Origin of the sequence: Affinundibacterium seohonense (genome assembly GCF_014284305.1) — a bacterium.
GTDB classification, from domain to species: domain Bacteria; phylum Pseudomonadota; class Gammaproteobacteria; order Burkholderiales; family Burkholderiaceae_D; genus Undibacterium; species Undibacterium seohonense.
In genome coordinates this window covers 206,399-229,466 of sequence record NZ_JACOFW010000006.1, presented here as the reverse complement: position 1 = coordinate 229,466, position 23,068 = coordinate 206,399, and the positions used below count along the sequence as shown (strand labels likewise).

Below are 23,068 nucleotides of genomic sequence, written 5' to 3'. Positions count from 1 at the left end.
TTTTTATTCTGAGAACTGAATTATGAATAAAGCAGAAGCAATACAAATCGCCAATGAGTCCTTACGTGTCAATGCACTTCACGAGGGCAATACGCAGTTTTCACAATTGGTACGCTATGTAAGTGATGAGGGGTGGTGGTTGAATATTCCCTTAGCCAATTTTCGGAGAGAAAATCATTTTTTGCTTTGCAGTGAAAAAGCAAAAGTCATCCGGCACATTATGCTAAAGCCAAATTGCATTCTCAGCCCTGCCACTAAATTTCGGGTTAAGGATGGCGTTGCTGATGTGTTCATTTCTGCTGCTAATTCACGCAAGTTAGTCGATGTTTTGGAAGGGGGAAGCAAGTATAGTTTCAATAAACATCTGGTAGACGAACATCGGTTTTGAGGGCACTTGGAAAGCAAGGCTTCGCGTATAAATACTTACTTGAATTAGATAAAGCCTCGCTTACCCTGTAAGCCCCCGGTATGAATGGCGACAATTTTTTCACCTGGTTTGAATTCACCCATTAGACACAGTTGGTGCAACGCGTAAAACATTTTTCCTGTGTAAACTGGTTCAATGGGAATCAGAGTTTCAGAGCTGAATTCATCGCAAAATTTGAGTAAGTCTGGTGAGGTTTTGGCGAAGCCGCCGTGGGTGAAATTGTGCAGAATTCTAAAGTTTTCAGCAGGTGGAAAACCCGCAAGAGACAAAAGATTATCAACGTCATTTGGCAAATAGTGGGTATTTTGTACCGCGGCAATGCCGATGACTTTGCTCCGGCTTTCCACTCCAGCGGCCACACCTGCCAAAGTCGCACCTGTACCACAAGCGAGAATGATTTGCTCGGGCGGCTCTTCCAATTCTTCCAGTATTTCTGCGACCAATTCGGATACGCCACGAACAGCGGCACTGCTGCTGCCTCCTTCCGGTAGCCACAAATACTCGGACGGACTACGGTCAACCCAGCGCTGCCAGGCACTTGGGTTATCACGCAGTTGTCGATACTCCAGGCGCGATAAAAAGTGTAATTGCATGCCTGCTTCCATGCAGTCTCGCAAGCAGGCGGATAGTGGACTACTGTGATCACGCAAGCCTCGCACTAAACCTATGGTTTGTATTGCCGACAGGCGTCCTGCATGCGCTAAAGCATGTAAATGGTTTGACCAAAAGCCCCCCATTGAGACAATGGTGTGGCGATGGAGGTCATCCTTCAGGGATAGCAGGGGATATTTTAACTTTCGAAATTTATTTCCAGAGACTTGTGGATGAAGTAAATCATCGCGTTTGACCCACAGTTTAATTCCGGGAAAAAGTGCGCTGTGTACGTATTGCAAGGGGGAAGAATGCGACAGAAAGTTCATACATGCTTGCTCAACAGCTTCAAAGTGGCTATTGTAAGCCCAATCACATCCGCATTTTCGTGAAAAAAAGGATGTTTGAATAACCTTTTATTGAGTGCTCACTGTATGCCAAAACATACTCAAACCACCATACCATTCGCTCAACAACAGTTGTTGGAAGCGATCGCACAAATTAAAGAGGGGAGTGGGCGTGAGGACGTTTTGCCAAAGTTAGAGGCAGTGATGGCGCAGCTCCAAACTTTGGTAACGCATGACCATTTGACTGGCGCATTTAACCGCAAGACCTTGATTGAACGTTTAGAAAGTGAATTGCAACGATCTCAACGAACTGGGCACACTTTCACAGTGGCGATGATTGGTGTCGACGCGCTCCCAGAAGTGATGGAACAACATGGACAAGATGTTGCCAAGCGTATTTTGCAAGTCTTGACGGCGGAGGCGTTATTGGTATTGCGTAGTCTGGATACTTTCGGACGGATTGAAGCCACCGAATTTGCCATTATTATGCCAACCACGTGGTTAGACCAAAGTCTGACAGCAATTAATCGCCTGAAGGTGCGCTTGCAAGAATTCAATTGGGGCGAATTGGCCGATAATCTGCAAGTGAGTTTCTGCACAGGATTAACGACTAATGCGGCAGGTGATAGTGCGGACCAATTGTTAGCGAGGGCGCAGCAAGCCTTACAGCAAGCACGATTGCAAGGCCATAATTCAGTCGTGCAAATTGAACCTGAATTGCCCGGGTTCTAGGACTTATTGAGCCGACGCACTTCAATGCTGAAGTAACTATGAACTTAGGCGATGCTGTATGGTCAAAGCACAGTTGTTCTTCACCTTATCGTTGCTAAGTTGCGCACCTCAAATTGAAAGACTTTGATATGAAACTCCGATTTTCCCATCATGCGTTGGCTGCTCTGTGCTGGTCTGCGTTCTCGTTGCCGGTACTGGCATCCTCTGCTTCGGTCGTAGTAAATACGACAAGCCTAGCGGTGCAGGATGAAAAAGAAACGGCCGCACAGCGTGCTGAATACATACGCAAACATTACACGAAGTACGAGTATCGTATTCCCGCCCGTGACGGCAAATTATTGTTTACGTCGGTGTATGTGCCGAATGATGCCAGTGCGAGTAAGCGCTATCCTATCTTGTTGGTGCGCACCCCTTATACTGTTGCACCTTATGGTACTGACAAATACAAGAGCCGTTTGGGGCCGACATTTGACTATGAGAAAGAAGGATTTATCTTTGCTTTTCAAGATGTGCGCGGTAAGAATATGTCTGAGGGCGAGTTCGTCAATATGCGTCCTCACATCAGTAAAAAAATGGGTAAAAATGACGTTGATGAAAGCAGCGATACCTATGACAGTATCGACTGGATGATCAAAAATTTACCTGCCAATAATGGCAAAGTCGGACAATGGGGCATCTCTTACCCTGGTTTCTATACTTCCGCTGGTGCGATTGATTCGCATCCTGCACTGAAGGCCGCATCGCCACAAGCACCAATTGCAGATTGGTTCCGTGGTGATGATATGCATAGAAATGGCGCGTTCAATGTGCAGTTGGCATTCAGTTTTTTTAGCGGCTTTGGAAAACCTCGTCCTCTGCCTACCGATGTCAATAATGATCGCGGTTTTGACTGGGGTGTTCCCGATGCCTACCAATTTTTCTTGGAGTTGGGCTCGTTGGCGAATGCCAATACCAAGTATTTTAAGAACGAAATTCCATTTTGGAATGAATTAATGGCGCATCCTAATTACGATAGTTATTGGCAAGCCAAAAATTTGTTGCCGCATTTGAAAAATATTAAAGCTGCCGTGATGACGGTTGGGGGCTGGTATGACACGGAAGACCTCTATGGCCCATTGCAAACCTATAAAGCCATAGAAAAAAATAATCCGGGAATTAATAATACGCTGGTGATCGGTCCTTGGGTACACGGCGGTTGGACAAGTACAACCGGAGAAAAAATTGGTGATGCCAATTTTGGTTTTAAGACCTCGTATAGTTATCAACCAATTGAGTTTGCTTTTTTTAAACATCATTTAAAGGGCGGCGAAAAACCTGCATTGCCAGAAGCCTGGATATTTGAAACAGGTGCCAATCGTTGGCGCGGTTTTGATAGTTGGCCTCCAGCCAATACCCAATCGAAGTCCTTGTATTTTCAAGCTGATGGCAAGTTAAGTTTTAGTATGCCGCAAGACAGTTCTTTGAGTTTTGATGAGTATGTGAGTGATCCCGCAAAACCTGTTCCTTACACCACCGAGATTGGTAATCGTTGGAGCAATCAATACGTTGCGATGGATCAGCGTTTCGCGAGCAGTCGTCCAGATGTGTTGACCTATCAGACCGACGTGTTGGAACGTGACGTCACTTTTGCAGGGCCTTTGGAAGCTGCCTTGTTTGTTAGTACGACCGGTAGTGATGCCGATTTTGTGGTGAAATTGATCGATGTGAATCCGAATAAAATGGACACCGTTGCTGGCGAAGTCAATCGTGGCGCACAGCAGACTTTGGTTCGTGGCGAACCATTCCGTGCCCGCTTCCGTGATGGTTTTGAACATCCTAAAGCGATGCAAGCGAACGAAGTCCATCAGGTGAAGTTTGGCATTAATGACGTGATGCATACGTTTAAACGTGGTCATCGCATCATGATCCAGGTGCAATCTTCCTGGTTCCCATTTATTGATCGTAATCCGCAAAAGTATGTGGAGAATATTTATCAGGCCAACGATAGCGATTTTGTGAAGGCTAATCATCGGCTCTATCGTGGTGCCGGCAAATTAAGTCATTTGCAAGTGCAAGTGTTACCAGCTTTGGATGACAGTCAACATTCCAAATAGTTTATGAATTTGTGTCGAGAAAAACCCGCCTTGCATCTCAGTAGACGGGTTTTTTTTCGTCGATTGCTCGTCGGCATCGATAAAGTCGTTATGATTACGGCTATACGCAAAATAAGCGCATAGGTGCTTGCGTCAGTTTTATTTTTTTAAGAGTGATTAACCCGTGGCCAATAAGACGCATCAATTATGTGAAGCTCTACGCATCCGAATTGATGATTTACGTCTGGGGATGTTCGTTACCGAATTAGATCGACCTTGGGCCCAAACGCCGTTTATGCTGCAAGGTTTTTTGCTCAGCGACGCGTTAGACTTGAAGACCCTGCAAGGCTTAGTCAAAGAAGTCGTGATTGATCCTCGTCGTAGCAATGAACATGCTTTGGTTCATCTTCCTTTTGATAGTTTGTATGAAATGATCCAAGTCGTGCCAGGCTTGGCAAATTCACGCAATACAAGGGGGCGGCGGGGCGAGATCGATATACGGCAAAGTCATTTGGACAAAGTCGTCGGTTGGTTGCATAGCAAATTTACAAAGTCGGATTACGCGACCGCGCATCGATTGCGTCATCACCATCACAAAAAAGCCTTACATCATCACAAATTAGCTAAGCAAGTATCGCCCGAATTGGCTCAATTCGAGCACGCGCCACTGACTGAGCACGAAAGCATCGTACACGCCTTAGATAAAACCCATATCGGTAGCAATAAGCGATTTGCCGCCATGATGCAGGGGATGGAGCCGCGAGATGCGAGCCAGGCAAATCTGAATTGGTGGGAGCGTTGGTTACGTTGGAGCGAACAAGGTCGACACTTGCATCGATCCTTATGGAACCGCCCTAAGTCAATCAAGAAGCGTTCGCATCGGCCAGAATATATTCCTGAAGATATCCACCTGGTGCAATACCGAGATCAGCTAAGTATGGTCGATGAACTGACGCGCGCGCGCGATGTGGTGGAAAAAGCGGAAGGCTTAATTAGCAAATTGCACCAAGACTTGCGCAATATGCAGTCCCTAGAACTGAAAGAAGTGTTACCCACGGTGCAGATTTTAACTGACAGCGTGATTGCTAATCCTTCGGCGATGATGTGGCTATTGAGAATGCGTTCAGAAAATATGAGCGTCGTATCGCATGCACTCAAGGTTTCTGTGTATATGCTAACGCTAGGACGACACATAGGGTTTTCTAAGCAGCAGCTGATTGAGTTGGGTTTTATCGGCCTCTTGCTCGATATTGGCAAACTCGAAATGCCGGAATCCTTGCTGAAAAAACCTACTAAGTTATCAGCGGCGGAAGCGAGTCTTATTCAAACGCATGTGAATGCTGGTATTAATCTGCTCGAGGCACAAGAACCACTTAGTCCCAATATTAAATTGGGAATTAACGAGCATCACGAAAGAATGGATGGCAGCGGATATCCGCGTGGCTTGGCTGGTGCTGAGATCAGTATTTTTGGACGCATGGCGGCCATTGCCGATAGCTTTGCCGCCATGACGTCCGCTCGACCTTATGGAGATACTCGTTCCTCATTTGAGGCCATGAAAGAATTGTTCTACATGGCGGAGGGACAATTGCACGCGCCTTTAGTGGAAGAATTTGTGCAAGCGATTGGAATCTTTCCAGTTGGCAGTCTGATTCAATTGACAACCGGCGAAGTTGCCATCGTCTTGGAGCATAACAAGGTGCGTCGGCTCGATCCGAAAGTCTTGATTCTGACCCGTGCAGATAAAAGTCTATTGGAGAAACCCATGATGTTTGACCTGATGCGCCAGGATTTGGTGGGTGACACAGAGCGTATCAGCATCCTGCGTGGTTTGGCGGATGGTGCTTTTGGTTTAGTTTGTCATGATTTCTACAAAGCCTAAAGAGAGTAAAGCACATATGACAACACCACAAAAATACGCTTTGATCGACAATTTGGATGGATTTATGTCCATGTTGGAAAATGAGATTCAGTATGTCGCCGAACAGAATTTAGTTGCCGTGTTGGTCGTATCCTTGCAACGTAGTGATCGCTTGCAGGCGCTCTTAAATTCACAATACGCGAACATCGTACAGCAACATATTTGTGAAGCTTTGTATCCCAGCTTGCGGGCCAAGGATCGCTTTGTGTTTGCGACAGAGGATGAGTGCTGGTTTATTTTGCCCAATCTTTCTTCCGAAGCATTGGCGGTCTTGGCCGGGCATCGTTTATTGAATGTCTTGAGCGTGCCCTTAAAAATTGAATCCCATACGATTTTTTTTCATCCCAGTATAGGTATCGCCTGTGCGCCTTTACATGCACTTAGTGCAACCGAAGTCTTGCGTATCGCAGATCAAGCGATGAAGAATGCGCAGTCAAATAATTTGCGATTTGAATTCGCCATGGTGAAACGCGATCAGCGTAATCGCCCAGATGATTTGCCGCGCGCGGTCAAGCAGGTACTTGATGACAATGCTTTGGAAATGCATTATCAGCCTAAGGTGGATTTGCGATCCAAGAGCATCAAATCGGTAGAAGCTTTGGTACGCTGGCCTGCAGAGCATGCACAAAGTGTGGCCACTAATATTTTGATCGATACCGCAGAACAATATGGTTTGATTGAACAGCTAACCATGCAGGTGTTTAATAAGGTTTTACAAGAGGCTGCAAACTGGGAACGTCAGGGTTTGCATGTCGTGGTCTGGGTCAATTTGTCTGCACGTTTATTGGCACTTGAGCAGCTACCAAAAGTGTTGGAGCGTATGCTCAAAGTCTGGAATATGCCAGCATCATCGATAGGCTTAGAGGTCACGGAAAGTGCCTTTATTCATGATATTGAACATACGACGGCCTTGTTATTTGAATTGAAGGATTTAGGCTTTCGCTTATCGATTGATGATTTTGGTACAGGTTATTCTTCACTTGCCTATTTGCGTCGTTTTCCGATTGATGAACTCAAAATTGACCGGGTTTTTGTGCAAGGGATGATCAGCTCTAAGCAAGATAAACAAATTGTGCAAAGCATTATTGGCTTAGCGCACAACTTTGGTCTCTCAGTCGTGGCGGAAGGTGTGGAGCAAGAATCTGGATTAAATGCACTGCGATTAATGGGCTGCGACGAAATTCAAGGTTTTTATTTTGCACAGCCGATGCTAGGAAGCGAGTTAATTGACTGGTGCGAGGAATTTAATCGCCACAGCATGGAACGTTTGTAGTTGTCCCTTTTTACCGATTTTAGATTGTCCCGATTATGATGAATGACGCCTCAGACCTTAAGACACATTCGCCTACTTTACGTATAGGACTGATCGCCAATCGTGCTCATCAAGATGCGCCAGACTCGGCGCTGGTTCAACTATTTCAACGGGCGGCAAAATCCATTCAGGCACTGGATATTGAATGGGTCGTCGTTGGGCGTACCTTGGATGCGATCCAGACGCATGGCTTACTGGAACTATGCAGTCCGCATGTGCGCTTTCCTTACGGACGCGATGGTGGTCTGATGAAGCTGGCCGCCCACGTAGTCAATAGCGATCCGCATAACTCAATTGATGCGGTGATTTATTTGATCGACCCAGTTGACCACTCGTCGATTTTCCCCGAAGCTTTGGCGCTCAAGCGTCAGTGTGTGATACACCGCAAACCTTTTTTATCGACCTTGGCTGCTGCTTGCGAATGGTTGGAATTAGAAGCACTTGCCGCTGGCGGCCGTGACCATTTTAGCGATGGTTTAGGGCTGGATTTACAACATGAGAGCATTGCCTTAATCGCGCACGATGCTTTGAAACAGAGCATGTTGCAGATCGCGGAAAAGCATTTTTCCTTACTCGATCGATTTGCCCATCGTTATGCGACTGGTACCACCGGATCATTGCTGAATCAATTGGCGTGCAGGATGAAAGGTGAAGAACTGGGACGACACTGGGTGCAGCCTTTTTTGTCTGGGCCGATGGGCGGAGATGCGCAGATCGCTGAGTTGGTCTTGGAAAAAAAGATACGGCGCATCGTGTTTTTGGAAGATCCACACGTGGCTCGTCAACATGAGGCGGACATACAATTATTGGAACGCGCTGCCAGAACGGTGACAGATTTCGCCTTGGTAGTGAGTGATGGTGAGGGGAGCGACCGATGGTTGCGTCTGTTGCATGAGCGCTTGTCCTAAGCAAATGGGACATGGTTATTTCAATATTGATTCGGTACAATGCCTGTCAATTAGAACTCAGCGCTATGCCATGAGTTATTTGTAAAAACGTATTGCTTTAATGTATCTCGAAAGAAAAGAAACCATGACACGTCGCTATTCCGATATGAACCAACATGATGCCCTGTACAAAGTTGCCCGCGCTTATCCCGGCGGTTTAGATGCGTTGGCGGCACGCATGCAAATGTCGGTGAATGTGTTGCGCAATAAGTTAGCTCCAGGGATAGAAACGCATTATCCTTCCTTTGAAGAAACCTCGGAAATTATCAGTTTATGTCATGATGCTGGCGTGAAAGACGCTTTGTTACCACTGCATGCGATGTTGGCACGACATGGCATGGCGGGTTTTATTGTTCCAGAAACGCAGGAATTTACTAACGATGATTTATCGCAAACGGTTTGTCGTGTCATGAGTCAGGTTGGTAATGCCGCTGAAGCGGTATCCGAAGCGATGATGGACAGAGTCATTACGACGATGGAAGCGGATCTGATTGAGCGTGAATTTCAAGCCGCGTTGGCTGCCATAGGTGAATGGCGGGCGCGGATTCGCCAGCATCATAAAGCGACTTAATGGCCGCTTGATTTCTACTAACCATCCGATAGAGTCTGATGTTTGTTGGGCGCGGCAAATTGTAGATCGCGTCTTGTTTGCTGTCTTATCGTGGCCATCACTTCGATGATTTTCATGTCATTTTTTTAAAAAATGCCAGACCCTCAATTGACTCCTATCCCCGCACAACCACGCTCGCTTGCCGATTTGTTTTGGTCGTTTACGATTTTAGCCATACAAGGATTTGGCGGTGTGGTGGCCATCGTTCAACGCGAATTGGTCGATAAAAAACGCTGGATGACGCGCGAAGAATTTGTCGAAGAGTGGGCGGTGGCGCAAGTCATGCCAGGTCCCAATGTGGTGAATCTGGCGATGATTATTGGCAATCGTTTTTTCGGTTTAGCGGGCGCGTTGAGTGCCTTGGCCGGCATGTTGTGTTTCCCTTTGCTGCTGTTATTGCTGGTTGTTCTTTTGTATGGACAAATCGCGCAACATCCCGGCGTTGCTGGTGCCTTGCGTGGTATGAGTGCGGTCGCGGCCGGCATGATTATCGCTAGCGGATTACGATTACTGCCAGTGTTAAAGACACATCCTCTTGGCACATTAGTTTCCACATCGATTGCTGGCACTAGTTTTTTTGCGATAGCGATCTTTCGAGTGCCTTTGGCTTTCGTTTTACTACCACTGGGAAGTCTGTCGATGTTTCTGGTGTACCGTCAGTTGAAACGTATCGCTGGAGCGCAAGCATGAGTGGGGCGCCGGCGATCACTTTACTTGATTTGACTTGGCTTGATTGGCTGGGCTTTTTTTTGCACTTTATGTTGCTGTCATTGTTGTCAGTGGGCGGTGCAGTATCGACATTGCCGGATATGCATCGTTATCTGGTGAACCAACAACATTGGATGAGTGATGCACAATTTAATGCATCGGTCGCGTTGGCGCAGGCGGCGCCAGGACCGAATGTTTTATTTGTTGCCTTAATGGGCTGGCATGTTGGCGCGAATACCGGTAGTTTATGGATGGCTTTACTGGGCGTGTTGATCGCCATGGTGGGGATCATCTTGCCCAGCGCAACGCTGACTTTTAGTTTCGCAAACTGGAGTCATCACAATCGGGAATTGATTGTGGTGCGCAGTTTTAAATTAGGGATGGCACCGATCGTGATTGGCTTGTTGCTGGCAACCGGATGGATTATGGCAAGCGCGCCGCACGACAACGCGAGACTATGGGCGGTCGCTTTATTGACCGCCATCTCGGCGCTACTTGTTTGGCGTACGCAAATTCATTTGTTATGGTTGTTGGGCGCGGGTGCGCTATGCGGATGGTTTGGATTCATTTGAGCCAGCTGTTTTACATTAGGTTTTTACTGGCAGGCTCAAACGAACTTCCAAGCCCGCCTCTGGCAAATTCGACAGACTGATTTTGCCATTATGCTGCCTCGCGATGTTCATCGCGATAGTGAGTCCCAAACCTGTACCACCAGTCTCTCGTGAGCGTGACGTCTCGATGCGGTAAAAAGGTTCGAAGACGCGATTTTGCTGATCGGGTGGAATCCCATTGCCACGATCTCTTACGCAGATGTGCAGCCATTTTTGTTTGGCTTCGGTGGATTGAAGTAAGTGTATCTGCGCACCATGGCCATATTTGATGGCATTGTCGAGTAAATTATTCAGACAACGACGTAACGCCTGTGGACGTGCCATCACCGTGACTTTGGATTTGTCGATTAAGCTGACATCATGTCCAGCATCGCTGGCATCGGTACATATACTATCGAGTAAGGAGTCGATATCCAAAGCTTGTAAGCTTTCGTTACTGTCCATACTACGGGCTAAATCGAGACCTTCTTTTACCATCATTTGCATATTTGACAGATCACCGACCAGCTTGTCATGTAGTTCATTGTCGGCGACTTTTTCTAAGCGTAAACGCAGGCGAGTCAAGGGTGTTTGTAGATCGTGCGTGATCGCCGCCAGCATTTGTGTCCGCTGTTGGATGTGATCGCGAATGCGCAATTGCATGAAGTTGAATGCCTTGATTGCCTGTTGAATTTCTTTCGCACCACTTTCTATGAGCGCAGGTCGATTAATGTCCTGCCCCAAATCGGTTGCCGCTTGAGCCAATTGTTGTAAGGGGCGTATCGTCATACGGGAAACGAATAGCGCGAGTCCAGCGATACAGGCGAGGAACAGACCAAGATAGTAGTAAGTTTCTGCTTGAATCGGATTAGGTGGCGGCTTTGCAGGAAAAATGGTTTGACGTAAGCCCGAGCCATCGCTCAAAACGAAAATCAAGGCTTCACATGCATCAACCGGGCCGCGATCATCCTGTCGCATCAGGCAGTTTTCAGGGGCTGGTGGCAGAGGAATGATGGTGAACGATTTGCTCAGTCGTTCACTGAGGGCAATTCCATAGGGCGTGCTGGCTTGATAGTTGGGGATTTGTGTGGGAACGGGAACCACTTTGAGACCAAATCGATGAATTGCTTTGAGTAGTCCTTCGCGATTAGCCGCTGGCAGATTATTAATTGCATGAATCAGTTGTTCTGCATGCTTGGCACGATCAGCGCGATAGGAGTTACGTTCATTGCTGATGCTGTGCTGCCGTTCACCAAAGGCTAACCACCAAGTCAGCGCCGCTGAGCACAAGATGCCAAACAGAAGAACAGAAAAGATACGGACAGAAATGGTGTCAAAACGTTTCATGTGCGGGGCTCAAACTTCGGCGTGGACGTTGACGGTCAGCACATAGCCACCATTGCGAACAGTCTTAATGATTTGCGGCGAACGCGCATCTTCCCCGAGTTTTTGACGTAGGCGGCTAATTTGAATATCGATAGAGCGATCAAAGGGATCCGCATCACGACCTTGGGTCATATTTAACAATTGATCGCGGTTGAGCACGGTGTTGGGCTGATCTAAAAAGATATTTAGTAATCGATATTCTGATCCTGACAGGGCAATTACGCGGTTGTCTGGGCTGATCAAGTGACGGGCGACCAGATCTAACATCCATTCACCAAATTTGAGTTTTTGTGGTTTATTAATCTCACCGCTGTCGCCATTGGTTTGGGAGCGACGCAATACGCTTCGAATACGCGCTAATAATTCTCTCGGTTCAAAAGGTTTGGGTAAATAGTCATCCGCTCCCATTTCTAAACCCAAGATACGGTCCAAAGGCTCGCTGCGGGCGGTCAGCATAATGACGGGTAAGTCTGATTTGGCACGCAAATTACGGCATAAGGTCAGGCCATCTTCACCAGGTAAATTGAGATCAAGTACGATCAGATCAACCGCGTGCTTTTCCAGACAAGCCCACATGCCCTGACCATCTCCAGCCATCAAGGTGATATAGCCATGCGTTTCGAGGTAGTCCGCCAGCAAGCTGCGGATTTCACGATCATCGTCGACGATTAAGAGAGTATTTTGCGTTTCCATGTCCGTATTATTGATCAAGGCTTGTGACTCTGCACGATTTTGCTTGATGAGTTTTGTATCGACTTGTTACTGCCCAACAAGATTGAAACAAATCGAAACACGCCAGCGGTATTGAACTGCCACGGTTACAACGCGAAACACATTTTGTACAGTTTGACACTTGCTGATTGCAAAAAGCGCGCAATATGTCTCACATGTGCAGTGCACATAGCAAGTTTCGATGAGCTTCATGGACGATAAATTCCTCTATGGATTTCATTCCAACGCATTTACCTTAACGAAGGAAACATGATTATGAAATTCTTAAAGAACACTTTTTTTGTTGGCTTGACAGCACTTAGCCTTGCAACGAGTGCTGGAGCTTTTGCGCAACAAGCAAATTCTGGCTCATCCCCTTCTCCAGAGCGTGCAAAAAAGATGGAACAAATGCAGCAACGAATGCAAGCTGGAATGGAAAAACACCGCATGCAATTGCATGACAAATTGAAGTTGACCGCGCAGCAAGAACCAGCTTGGAAGGCATTTACCGAAGCGACGTCTCCGCAACACGCAGGCATGCATGAACCTAAAGGAGATCATCAAGCCATGGCGAATCTATCCGCACCGGCGATGATGGAGAAAATGCTGGAGCGTTCTAAGGAGCGCATGGCACGTCAGCAGCAACATCTGGATGCGTTAAAAACGTTTTATGCGGCGTTGACACCAGAGCAGCAAAAAATTCTCGATGACAACCATCGTCGTATGCATCATGGTATGAAAATGCGTATGCATGAAGGTATGCAAAATCGTATGCAAAAACGCATGCAGCACAATATGCACGAAGGACAAATGGCGGCACCCACTACGAAATAATCAAACTTATGTGAAATTGATGACTGATTTCACAGCCATAGTGAGACTATCCGATAAAATGGAGGCTTAGTTAATCAGCCTCCATTTTCTTTTTTTCCGCTGTTTTACGTAGTTAAGACGCGGATCTCGATGTAATCACATGACAATTGCCAACGCTACAATCACCGATGCTACCGGGGGGCTAATCCCCGCTTTGCCAGACAGCGCGGTTTTGACCGCTGCACATCATTTAAACCAAGTGGTGAAAATTTGTTTTTCCCATACGGTAGAACATCGCGCCATCGTTGTGTTTGACCTTCGCAGCGATTTGGCAATGGCGTTGACTAGCGCCTATCGTCAATGTTTGCCAGACGCTATGTTTATTGACTTTGATCAGCATAGTCCAGAGCACGTGATGACGAGCCTGAATGCTTTGCAGGCTGGAGATTTGGTCGTGCTGGTGCAGACGACGAATTTTCGTATGGATGCGTATCGGGTCAGGGTAGAGTTATTTAAGCGTGAGTTAAAGGTCATAGAGCATCCGCATTTGGGACGTATGCCAGCAGAACAGGCTTTGATTTATATTGATTCGCTGGCCTATGACGAACAGTATTATCGCGGTGTAGGACGTGGGCTCAAGCAGTTGATTGATCAGGCACCGTTTGGCGTTTTGGACAGTGGCGAAGGCGCAGAATTAGTCTATGCCTGCCCATTTGAGGACGCCAAATTGAATATCGGCGACTACAGCGGTATGAAAAACTGGGGCGGGCAATTTCCGATTGGGGAAGTGTTTACTGAGGCCAAAGATTTGGAAGCCGTGAACGGTAAAGTGCGTATTTTTGTATTTGGCGACACCTCGTTTTCTGTCAATCAACCAGCCAGTCCAATCACTTTGGTCATAGAGCGCGGACAAGTGGTGAGTGTGCTTGATTCCACCCCAGAATTCGATGAGGTCATCGCTAAAATTAAAGAAGACGAGCAGGTGGTTTGGGTTCGTGAGCTTGGTTTTGGATTAAATCGCAGTTTTAACCGAGAGCGCACCGTTAGCGATATCGGTACTTATGAACGCATGTGCGGCATACATTTATCTTTGGGCGCTAAACATGGCATTTATGGCAAACCTAATTTCAAGCGTGGCGACGGTAAATACCATGTTGATGTCTTTGCCGTGACGGAATCTGTGCGCTTGGGTGAGCAGGTGGTCTACAAAGATGGCGCTTGGATTGTTTGAGATGGCGGCGCTTGATGTTTTCGAACTAGTAATGCGGCGGCCGTTCATCCACAGGTATCTGGCGTTGATTGGCAGCTACAGCGACTTCCCGTAATCGACCAGCCAGCGCGAGACAAAGTTTTTCTAATTCATCGATCTTTTTTTGTTGTTGATACACTTGCATGTTCAAGGTGTCGACGAGGTCATCTTGTCGGCTTAGACGAATCTCCAAATCTACTAATCGTTCTTCTACGCTCATGCTATACCTTGTGTGGATGACGCCAGATCTGGCGTGAGTCCGTATTTTAGCGTATTCATCTGAATAACTTCGGGTGAAGATGTTGAAAGGTATAATTCCCGCCACCTCCTTATTTGAACTGCTTCAATGTTTACATTTTTAGAATCGCCGGCAATCCAACAGTTTTTACGATTTGCAGCCGTCGGCTTGTCGGGTACTGCGGTCCAGTATGTGACGATACAATTGGCAGTGATGCTGCATTTTACGGCGTTCGGAAAGTCTCCTGCAGTGATCGGCTCAGCCCTCGGCTATCTGCTCGGTTCCATAGTGAATTACATACTGAATTATTTTTTGACTTTTGGTAGTGGCAAATCACATGTTGAGGCGGCTAGCAAATATTTTAGTGTGTTGGCAGTCGGTTGGTGTATCAATCTTGGCTTAATGACGCTACTAGTTGAGCAATGGGGAGTTTGGCACTGGTATGCGCAAGTTTTTACCACTGGGCTGGTTCTGTGCTGGAATTTTGCTGGCAGTAAATTGTGGGCATTCAAAGACAAGTAATTCTGCTGTAGTTGATTGAGAGCCTTATCGTCACGAGGTTTCTCGGATGGGAAATGCGCAGTATTTCAACTATCAGGTAAAATCCTTGGCAAGTTAAGATGTGTTTGATTGGTCGCACGAATCGAGATCACTGGGAGTGCTGGTGTTAACAAAAATACTGAGTAAACTGTTTACCTCTATTACGCCGACTGCAGCTGTCGCACCACCGCCTATAGCGGGTTCATCCTTAAGTCAACAAACTGCAACAGATCAAGCCGATCCCTTGTTTGCCGTCAAAAAAGCGGGTAAAGAAATCGCATCAAAGTTGTTTATGGCAATGTCTACCGAGAAGGGCATACACTTAGAGTCTTTACTAAGTGCATTAGGTGCATTAGCGGGATATGCTTGCCAGGTTAGCGTACGTGAAGATTTTGTGGTGCGTCAGGGGCGAGCTGAAAACGATGTTTTTATTCTCGTACATAGCAAGCAAAATTCTGATACCTACTATTTTGGAGATTTGCTTAATCGACCATTGGCTGAAAGTCGTTATTCGGTATGGTCCCTATCATCCGGCGCGACGCAAAAATTAGGCTTGCAAGAATTGATCGATCTGCATGATATTTTTAAACATGTCACGGCCACCCTAGGGACAGTCGATTTTGGCGTTCCTCGTGTCGCGGATGAGCATAAGGCGAAAGAAATACCTTTGAATTATGTCAGTTTCTTATGGCCACAGCTCTTTCCGCTTGCACAAAGTTTTTGTCCAAATCCAACAGATTGGCCTATTATTTTCGGTGTCGCGATACAAGAAATATTGTTTGCCAGTAAAGATCTGATAGCGCCAAAATTAGCACTGACTATCGTTATGGAAAGTGCGGTCCCTATGTCAAAAATATATCTGGCAGATCGATAAAAAAAGCAATGATACTCCTGTGTTTTTGTTCTTTACTTGCCGTTAAACAATGTTAAGATAAAGTAAGTTTTGCCGTTTTCTAGCTCCTTTAGCTAAATAAATTCAATTTAAGGCATATCTATGGTGGCTCAGCGCAAATTAATATTGTCATCGCTCATTTTGGCTTTCTCTATCAGCATGTCTGCGAATGTGCATGCTGATGTTAAAGCCGACTTGGCACGTCTTGATGCCATACAGCTACTGTCTGAACAAGATAATCAAGCCGCGCTTAAACAGCTGAAAGAATTTTATGCGCAATTTAACGTAGAGACAGACTATCAAGTTCGGATTGATACTCTGCGTGAGTTATCTGCAGCTTATGATGACGCCGGTGATATCGCTGCCAGCGAACGAAGTCGCGCCGAAATTTTGCAATTGGCCAAAGCGAAAAATGATAAAGAAGTCGTTGCTTTGATGCAGATTGATGAGGCGTTCAGGCTGCGCGATGCAGGAAAATTTGATTTGGCGATTGCCAAATTAGATGAAATTGCGAAGGTCTTGAAAGGCTCAGTCCGGCCGGAAAACTTGATGCGTTTAGAGATTACTTATGGCGTGATTTACCATGGCGCGAGTAAATTTGAACAAGCCTTAAGTCATCATCTTGAAGCTTTGCGTTTAACCGATCAACTAACACATAGAAAAGCCTTATCAAAAATTCGGCGTTTAGATACCTTAGCCGCATTGTATCTAAGCATGCAAAACCCCGAACAGACTTTGATTGTGTCGAATCAGGCAATGGTGCTCTCGGGACAGGTTGATTCACCGCGTTTGATCGCCAGATTGCGAACAAATCAGGCCATGGCATTAGGGGACTTAAAACGCTATCCTGAAGCCTTGGTCGCCTACGAACGCGCGCTGAAAGCAGCACAAGATGCCAATCTGCCCAAAATGGAAGCATTGATTTTGAGTAATATCGCTGATTTGCATTTGCGCACCCATGATTTCGTGCGGGCGGAAAATATGGCGCGACAGGCTCTGAAGAAAGCCGAATTAATTCAGGATGAACTCTCTATCTTGAACGCCAAAGCAAATATTGGTTTTGCCGTTGGTGGTCAAGGCAAAGTCACGCAAGCAATGGAGTACCTCGCGCCGACATTACAACATTCACGGGATCAGGGCGATAAGGCGGACCTCGAAGCATTTGTTGGTGAGATCAGCCGCATGTACGAACATGCAAAAATGTATAAAGAAGCTTTGGAATACACCCGCGAGCAACAAAAAATCAGTAACGAATTATTTAGAGCAGACCGTTCAAAGACCGTCGCCGCATTGCAGGAACAGTTCGATGCTGACCAGCGCAAGAAGCAGATTGAACTGTTAGCGCGTGAAAATCAAATCAAAGATGCTGATATCAAAAACAGTCGACTGCAACAGATAGTGACTTTGCTTGGTGCAATCTTAACGGTGATGGGCGGGATTTTTATTTATATGCTTTATCGTAAAGTGAAGCTGACGAATGAACGTTTAGAAGAAGTCAATCAACAATTGGAGTTTCATTCGGTACGTGACCCGTTAACGGGTCTGTTCAACCGTCGTTCATTTTTGGAAATGATGAAGGATCGTACCGAAAATGCGTCGCCTGAGCGGCGAGAGGAAGATGGTGATAGTCCAGATTGTTTAATGATTATGGATATCGATCACTTCAAGCATATTAACGATACGTGGGGACACACGGCCGGTGATGCCGTATTAGTGGAGGTTGCCAAGCGTTTACGTAGTGCTGTGCGAGATACTGACATGACCCTGCGTTGGGGCGGCGAAGAATTTTTGATCTTTGCACCAAATACCAAACCGCCTCAATTAATGACATTAGTTGAGAGAGTTCTCAAGTCGATTGGCTCAACCCCTGTCATCGTCGGAAACAATATGATTCCGGTGACGGTGAGCGCGGGATATATTTCTCTGCCATTTTCTGGTATCCCAGAAACCGTCTGTAACTGGGAAAAAGCGATGCAGTTAGCGGATATGGCTCTATATTTGGGGAAAGTGAATGGCCGTAATCGCGCCTATGGTTTACTCAGCTTACTCGTACCATACGAGCAAGCCTTGCCAGAACTGGAGCGGGATTTTTCTGCAGCGATCAAACAAGGTATGGTGGAAATCGCCATCGTACAGGGGCCACAGAGCAGTACATAAGCACTACTTAAGCAAGATTTGCAGAAAAAATGCTGGTACCCCTAGACAAGTTTCAGATTTGTGCCTATAATCTTGTTTCTGTCGTTGCTGATGACACAGCAAACAGTTATTTGAACTAAGCAAGTTGTATATGGGTGCTTAGCTCAGTTGGTAGAGCGGCGCCCTTACAAGGCGTAGGTCGGGAGTTCGAGCCTCTCAGCACCCACCATCAAATAGCTGCAAAAACAGAGTCGTTTCTAAAACGGAGTGGTAGTTCAGTTGGTTAGAATACCGGCCTGTCACGCCGGGGGTCGCGGGTTCGAGCCCCGTCCGCTCCGCCAAGTTGTAAGAAAAAACGCGCTAAGGCGCGTTTTTTTTCGCCTATAAAAAGTGCTGTCAAAAGTGAAGCTGATTTTGATGATAAAAAAATGCCAGCGTTTTGCTGGCATTTTTCGTTAACATCGCGCTGATTGTGATTTATGCAGCCAACGGATCGGCTAATTGACCGCCTAGTGAAAAGACGATGTCATCTAACATTTTTGCTAATTCGGATGCCATTAATAAGAAATCGGCATCAAAACGCTCGTTCTCATCCGCAGTGCGCTGATCTTTGTCTTCGTTCAGGATATCCAGAGGCTTGATGCGTTTGATCGCGAGATTTTCGGATAATACAAAGGAAATCTTGTCATCCCAGGTCATGGCCAATTTTGTGCATTGTTTGCCCGCGGCGATGTGGCGCTGCACGTCATCTGGATCAATGGAATGTCGCACATAACGCACTGTTGCCTTGTCTTCGGTATGCGCGCGTAATTCTGTATCTTGATCAATCGTAAAACCTTTGGGTGCTTCATTGCCGGCGAGCCAATCGGTCATCGCGGTCTGTGGTGAAATTTTCGTGCGCAAACTTTCCATGGGGATTTTGTCGCATTTCAAGAGTAATTTGATCACTTCATCCGCCTTGCTTGGGCTTGAGCTATCAATGACCAACCAACCATTTACTGGATCGATCCAGACCCAAGTTTGGCGAGTGATAGAGAAAGCGCGTGGTAACAGTTCATCCGTAACGCGTTCTTTCAAATCCTTCATGGCTTTACGACCGGGTGCGAAACCTTGTTGCTCTTCCAATTCTTTAGCTCGGGCTTTGGTGACTTGATTGACGACTGAAGAAGGCAGTAGCTTCTTTTCAGTTTGTAAAAGCAGTAGTAATTGTTGATTAACGCTGTGTATCAGGCTTTCGTTATTGCGCGGTGATGCCCAGCCTTCGCTTTGCATATCGCCAGATCCAGTATTCGAAAAGGATTGCGATGCCAATTGCATATTCAATTGTTCTACATCGACTTTCCAAGGCGCAGGAAGACGGAAAACTTGTAAATTCTTAAACCACATGTGCAGTCCCAAAGGAGAGGAAAAGCGACTGATTTTACACCTTTGGTGACTGCTTGTAGACGCTTGTGTGCAGAAAACCTGCTGCAATTTATGTAGCAGTGCTAGCTTGTCTTCAACATTAAGAAGAGGATCGATAGGATATCTCAGTGTTTTTATTGGGATTGGGGTCGCTTGTCGTAAATTCGCAGGCGGACAAAGGTTATAATGCGGACTAATTTTCTTTCAAATATTTGTGCGTGTTGTGAATTGCTCGCACAGCAAAAAACTACTCAAACACCATGTTAGCTCAGCAAAAACTAGACATACTTGAAGCCATCAAAAACGCGGTTGCGCCTATTATTGACGGTACCGATCTTCAACCTACGATTGCATTAGAGCGCCCACGTGATCCTTCCCATGGCGATATTGCTTGCAACATCGCCATGCAAATCGCCAAGCCATTGAAGAAGAATCCACGTGAACTAGCACAGCAAATTGTCGATGCTTTGCTGGCACAGAATCATCCTTTGATTGCCAGTGCAGAATTGGCTGGCCCAGGATTCATCAATCTACGCGTCACGCCGGCAGCGAAGCAAGCAGTAGTGAAAACGATCTTGCAACAACAAGATCAGTTCGGTAAAGGGAGCAAAGGCGATGGTAAGAAAGTGATCGTCGAATTCGTTTCTGCCAATCCAACGGGTCCATTACATGTCGGTCACGGCCGTCAAGGTGCACTTGGTGATGCCCTGTCCGCATTGTTAGAGGCGCAGAGTTATCAGGTAACACGTGAGTTCTATTACAACGATGCAGGTGTGCAGATCGGTAACTTGGCTTTATCGGTGCAAGCGCGTGCTAAGGGCTTTAAACCGGGTGACGCTGAATGGCCTGAGTCTGCTTATAACGGTGAATACATTGCCGAGATTGCACAAGATTTCTTGGGGAAAAAAACAGTTTCTGCCAGCAATGGGGAGCCTGTCACAGGTAGCGGCGATGTCAATGATATCGATTCTATCCGCCAATTCAGTGTGACTTATCTGCGTAATGAACAAGATATCGATTTGCTCGCTTTTGGTGTGAAGTTTGATAATTACTATCTTGAGTCTTCCTTATACACAGACGGCAAAGTTGAAGCAGCGGTGGCGGCCTTAATTGCTGCTGGCAAGACTTACGAACAAGACGGTGCTTTGTGGTTGCGTACGACAGAATATGGCGACGATAAAGATCGCGTGATGAAAAAGTCGGACGGTACTTATACTTATTTTGTTCCGGATGTCGCGTATCACGTGGTGAAATGGCAGCGTGGTTTTAGTCAAGCGATCAATGTACAAGGTAGTGATCATCACGGTACGATTGCACGGGTACGTGCCGGTTTGCAGGCGGTGAATCAAGGCATTCCACAAGGCTATCCTGACTACGTTTTGCACAAGATGGTCACCGTGATGAAAGACGGCGAGGAAGTGAAAATTTCTAAGCGTGCGGGTTCGTATGTAACTGTGCGTGATCTGATTGAGTGGTCAGGTGGCGGTGATGTGCAAAAGGGTCGCGATGCGGTGCGTTTCTTTTTGATTTCGCGTAAAGCAGACACGGAATTTGTTTTCGATGTCGATGTCGCTTTAGCCAAGTCTGACGAAAATCCTGTGTACTACGTCCATTATGCTCATGCACGTATCTGCCGTATGCTGGCGCAGTACAGTGAGTCAGATGCTGATTTGGCCGCATTGAAAGATGTGGATTTATCGCCATTGACGGCAGCGCGTGAAGCCTCATTATTGCAAAAGCTGGCTGAATATCCTGAGATGCTGGAAAGAGCTTTAGAAGAGTTGGGCCCACATCAAGTGGCATTCTATTTGCGTGATTTAGCTGGTGAATTGCATAGCTATTACAACGCTGAGCGTGTATTAGTGGACGATGAGCCAACCAAACTGGCTCGGTTGGCGTTAATACTGGCAACCCGTCAGGTTTTGCGTAATGGACTACAGTTGATCGGTGTCTCTGCACCAAATCAAATGTAAGTAATCAGTCAGCATAACAATCATGTCGTGAGGATTTAGGGGAAATATGCGTTCTAGTACAATCAATAACCTACATAGATTTACGCGTCAGGCAGGGAATACCTTGACTGGCATCATTATTGGTTTAGTGATCGGTTTGAGTATTGCCGTTATCGTCGCCTTGGTGATCAACAAAGCGGCTACACCGTTTACCAATAAAAATGGCAAAAGCGATAAGCCGGACGCGCCAGCGACGCAGATGCAAGACCCCAATAAACCTTTGTATGGCAATAAAGATGCAGTGAATCAAGCAGCGAAAGAAGTGGCTGCGAGTAAAACGGCGGAAAGCGTAAAGCCAGTCGATGCATTGCAAGCCGCAGCGGCCGCCGCGAATCCAGCTCCCGCTTCAACTGCTGTGCCCGCGGTCGCTACCGCTACCGCATCTAAGCCAGAGGTCGCAGACGAGAAATACATCTATTTTTTACAAGTAGGTGCATTTAGAGAAGTTGCTGATGCTGAAAGCGCGAGGGCGAAATTGGCGATGGTTGGGGTGGAAGCGAATGTATCCGATAAAGCCAGTGACAACGGTGTGTTACATCGAGTCAGAGTCGGTCCCTTTGACAGTTTTGACGCTATGAACAAAATGCGTGCAAAGTTGTCAGAGAATAGTGTAGAGACAGCTGTCGTCAGATCTGCCAAGTAAGTTGAATCATTATTTTGAAAAGAAACCTTAAGAGGAAACCATGCGTTTATTTCGTCAGTTACTAGTATTGAGTATTGCTTTTCTGTCTTTTTCCGCAGTGGCGCAAGAGCCACGCTTAGGCCAGGAATTCACCGTGTTGGAACGCCCACAACTGACCGACTCTGGAAAAAAAGTCGAGATCACCGAGTTTTTCGGTTACTTTTGCCCTGCATGTAATGCATTTGAACCGTACTTTGAAGAGTGGATTAAAAAGCAAGGCGATCGTATTGTCGTCAAGCGCGTACATGTGAATTTTCATGAATTGGTTACCCAACAAAAGCTCTATTTCACTTTAGAAGCGATGGGTAAAGTTAACGAATATCAGTTGAAGACTTTTAATGCTTATCACATTGAGCGCAATCGTTTATCTACCGATGCGGAAGTGATGAAATACGTTGAGAAAGTCGGCTTGGACAAGAAAAAATTTGCGGATATCTACAGCTCATTTTCCATTCAATCTAAAGTGAATCGTGCAACGCAATTGATGAGCGATTACAAAATCAATGGTGTTCCAACGGTGGCGATTGATGGGCGTTTTATTGTGTCTCCAGCAGATTTATTTGCCAAATCAAAAGTGCGTGATGGTTCTCACGCTGGCTTAGTCGTCATGGATTGGTTAGTAGACAAAGTGTATAAAGAGAAAAATGGCGCTGCTGCAACTGCGGCGCCTGCTCCAGCGCCAGCGAAGAAAAAATAAGCATTACGTTTAGGAAAAAATCCGTCAATACGACGGATTTTTTTTCGCCTC

General features: G+C 46.4%; 22 protein-coding genes and 2 tRNA genes. 19 read left to right on the top strand and 5 right to left on the bottom strand.

The window, feature by feature from the left end; translation table 11 throughout:
- The first annotated feature begins 22 nt into the window (after nucleotides 1-22).
- Nucleotides 23-388, top strand: a complete 366-nt coding sequence (locus H8K52_RS07995) for a hypothetical protein (protein WP_186922370.1) — start codon at nucleotides 23-25, stop codon at nucleotides 386-388.
- A 44-nt stretch (nucleotides 389-432) separates the two neighbouring features.
- Here the strand turns inward: H8K52_RS07995 and H8K52_RS07990 are convergent, their stop codons facing one another.
- Nucleotides 433-1,347 (bottom strand): 1-aminocyclopropane-1-carboxylate deaminase/D-cysteine desulfhydrase, encoded by a 915-nt coding sequence (locus H8K52_RS07990; RefSeq protein ID WP_186922369.1) that lies wholly within the window; start codon nucleotides 1,345-1,347, stop codon nucleotides 433-435.
- A 105-nt stretch (nucleotides 1,348-1,452) separates the two neighbouring features.
- Between H8K52_RS07990 and H8K52_RS07985 the strand changes: the two genes are divergently transcribed.
- The 8 genes from H8K52_RS07985 (at nucleotide 1,453) to H8K52_RS07950 (ending at nucleotide 10,239) form a co-directional block, all read left to right on the top strand.
- Complete coding sequence (locus H8K52_RS07985) at nucleotides 1,453-2,097, top strand: GGDEF domain-containing protein (RefSeq protein WP_186922368.1); 645 nt, start codon at nucleotides 1,453-1,455, stop codon at nucleotides 2,095-2,097.
- A 128-nt stretch (nucleotides 2,098-2,225) separates the two neighbouring features.
- Nucleotides 2,226-4,190 (top strand): CocE/NonD family hydrolase, encoded by a 1,965-nt coding sequence (locus H8K52_RS07980; RefSeq protein ID WP_186922367.1) that lies wholly within the window; start codon nucleotides 2,226-2,228, stop codon nucleotides 4,188-4,190.
- 163 nt (nucleotides 4,191-4,353) lie between these two features.
- Nucleotides 4,354-6,051 (top strand): HD domain-containing phosphohydrolase, encoded by a 1,698-nt coding sequence (locus H8K52_RS21805; protein WP_186922366.1) that lies wholly within the window; start codon nucleotides 4,354-4,356, stop codon nucleotides 6,049-6,051.
- A gap of 16 nt (nucleotides 6,052-6,067) precedes the next feature.
- Nucleotides 6,068-7,363 (top strand): bifunctional diguanylate cyclase/phosphodiesterase, encoded by a 1,296-nt coding sequence (locus tag H8K52_RS07970; protein WP_186922365.1) that lies wholly within the window; start codon nucleotides 6,068-6,070, stop codon nucleotides 7,361-7,363.
- A 38-nt stretch (nucleotides 7,364-7,401) separates the two neighbouring features.
- Nucleotides 7,402-8,310, top strand: coding sequence for a methylglyoxal synthase (locus H8K52_RS07965; RefSeq protein ID WP_186922394.1), 909 nt, complete (start codon nucleotides 7,402-7,404; stop codon nucleotides 8,308-8,310).
- 124 nt (nucleotides 8,311-8,434) lie between these two features.
- Nucleotides 8,435-8,920 (top strand): phage regulatory CII family protein, encoded by a 486-nt coding sequence (locus H8K52_RS07960; protein WP_186922364.1) that lies wholly within the window; start codon nucleotides 8,435-8,437, stop codon nucleotides 8,918-8,920.
- Between the two features lie 132 nt (nucleotides 8,921-9,052).
- Nucleotides 9,053-9,649, top strand: a complete 597-nt coding sequence (locus H8K52_RS07955) for a chromate transporter (protein WP_186922363.1) — start codon at nucleotides 9,053-9,055, stop codon at nucleotides 9,647-9,649.
- The gene (locus H8K52_RS07950; RefSeq protein ID WP_186922362.1) at nucleotides 9,646-10,239 is read left to right on the top strand and encodes a chromate transporter; all 594 of its coding nucleotides are present in this window, start codon (nucleotides 9,646-9,648) and stop codon (nucleotides 10,237-10,239) included. The genes H8K52_RS07955 and H8K52_RS07950 overlap by 4 nt, the downstream gene beginning before the upstream one ends.
- Before the next feature lie 15 nt (nucleotides 10,240-10,254).
- On the opposite strand, the gene H8K52_RS07945 is transcribed toward H8K52_RS07950, so the two are convergent.
- Together H8K52_RS07945 and H8K52_RS07940 are read right to left on the bottom strand one after the other, a co-directional pair.
- Nucleotides 10,255-11,604 (bottom strand): ATP-binding protein, encoded by a 1,350-nt coding sequence (locus H8K52_RS07945; RefSeq protein ID WP_186922361.1) that lies wholly within the window; start codon nucleotides 11,602-11,604, stop codon nucleotides 10,255-10,257.
- 9 nt (nucleotides 11,605-11,613) lie between these two features.
- Nucleotides 11,614-12,336: a response regulator gene (locus tag H8K52_RS07940; RefSeq protein ID WP_186922360.1), complete on the bottom strand. Its 723-nt coding sequence runs from the start codon at nucleotides 12,334-12,336 to the stop codon at nucleotides 11,614-11,616.
- Nucleotides 12,337-12,630: 294 nt separating this feature from the next.
- On the opposite strand from H8K52_RS07940, the gene H8K52_RS07935 reads away from it, so the two are divergent.
- Entirely contained in the window at nucleotides 12,631-13,188 is a 558-nt protein-coding gene (locus H8K52_RS07935) for a Spy/CpxP family protein refolding chaperone (protein WP_186922359.1), read from the top strand.
- A 139-nt stretch (nucleotides 13,189-13,327) separates the two neighbouring features.
- Nucleotides 13,328-14,398, top strand: coding sequence for a M29 family metallopeptidase (locus H8K52_RS07930; RefSeq protein WP_186922358.1), 1,071 nt, complete (start codon nucleotides 13,328-13,330; stop codon nucleotides 14,396-14,398).
- Between the two features lie 25 nt (nucleotides 14,399-14,423).
- Here the strand turns inward: H8K52_RS07930 and H8K52_RS07925 are convergent, their stop codons facing one another.
- Entirely contained in the window at nucleotides 14,424-14,636 is a 213-nt protein-coding gene (locus tag H8K52_RS07925) for a SlyX family protein (RefSeq protein ID WP_186922357.1), read from the bottom strand.
- A gap of 126 nt (nucleotides 14,637-14,762) precedes the next feature.
- Here H8K52_RS07925 and H8K52_RS07920 point away from each other — a divergent pair, with 126 nt between their 5' ends.
- From H8K52_RS07920 to H8K52_RS07900, 5 genes are all read left to right on the top strand, one after another.
- Nucleotides 14,763-15,176 carry a GtrA family protein gene (locus H8K52_RS07920; protein ID WP_186922356.1) on the top strand — a complete coding sequence of 138 codons (414 nt, stop codon included), beginning with the start codon at nucleotides 14,763-14,765 and terminating at the stop codon, nucleotides 15,174-15,176.
- Nucleotides 15,177-15,318: 142 nt separating this feature from the next.
- On the top strand, nucleotides 15,319-16,068 hold the full coding sequence (locus H8K52_RS07915; protein WP_186922355.1) for a hypothetical protein: 750 nt from the start codon (nucleotides 15,319-15,321) through the stop codon (nucleotides 16,066-16,068).
- A 177-nt stretch (nucleotides 16,069-16,245) separates the two neighbouring features.
- Nucleotides 16,246-18,243 (top strand): tetratricopeptide repeat-containing diguanylate cyclase, encoded by a 1,998-nt coding sequence (locus tag H8K52_RS07910; RefSeq protein WP_186922354.1) that lies wholly within the window; start codon nucleotides 16,246-16,248, stop codon nucleotides 18,241-18,243.
- A gap of 132 nt (nucleotides 18,244-18,375) precedes the next feature.
- A tRNA-Val gene (locus H8K52_RS07905) sits at nucleotides 18,376-18,451 on the top strand.
- A gap of 35 nt (nucleotides 18,452-18,486) precedes the next feature.
- Nucleotides 18,487-18,563 (top strand) — tRNA-Asp (locus H8K52_RS07900).
- A gap of 136 nt (nucleotides 18,564-18,699) precedes the next feature.
- Here the strand turns inward: H8K52_RS07900 and H8K52_RS07895 are convergent.
- Nucleotides 18,700-19,608, bottom strand: a complete 909-nt coding sequence (locus H8K52_RS07895) for a recombination-associated protein RdgC (RefSeq protein WP_186922353.1) — start codon at nucleotides 19,606-19,608, stop codon at nucleotides 18,700-18,702.
- Between the two features lie 278 nt (nucleotides 19,609-19,886).
- Between H8K52_RS07895 and argS the strand changes: the two genes are divergently transcribed.
- Genes argS through H8K52_RS07880 form a run of 3 tightly spaced genes read left to right on the top strand, consistent with a single transcriptional unit; the run spans nucleotide 19,887 to nucleotide 23,017 of the window.
- Nucleotides 19,887-21,599 (top strand): arginine--tRNA ligase, encoded by a 1,713-nt coding sequence (gene argS / locus H8K52_RS07890; RefSeq protein ID WP_186922352.1) that lies wholly within the window; start codon nucleotides 19,887-19,889, stop codon nucleotides 21,597-21,599.
- A gap of 46 nt (nucleotides 21,600-21,645) precedes the next feature.
- The gene (locus H8K52_RS07885; protein WP_186922351.1) at nucleotides 21,646-22,281 is read left to right on the top strand and encodes an SPOR domain-containing protein; all 636 of its coding nucleotides are present in this window, start codon (nucleotides 21,646-21,648) and stop codon (nucleotides 22,279-22,281) included.
- Nucleotides 22,282-22,321: 40 nt separating this feature from the next.
- The gene (locus H8K52_RS07880; protein WP_186922350.1) at nucleotides 22,322-23,017 is read left to right on the top strand and encodes a thiol:disulfide interchange protein DsbA/DsbL; all 696 of its coding nucleotides are present in this window, start codon (nucleotides 22,322-22,324) and stop codon (nucleotides 23,015-23,017) included.
- Nucleotides 23,018-23,068: the final 51 nt, after the last annotated feature.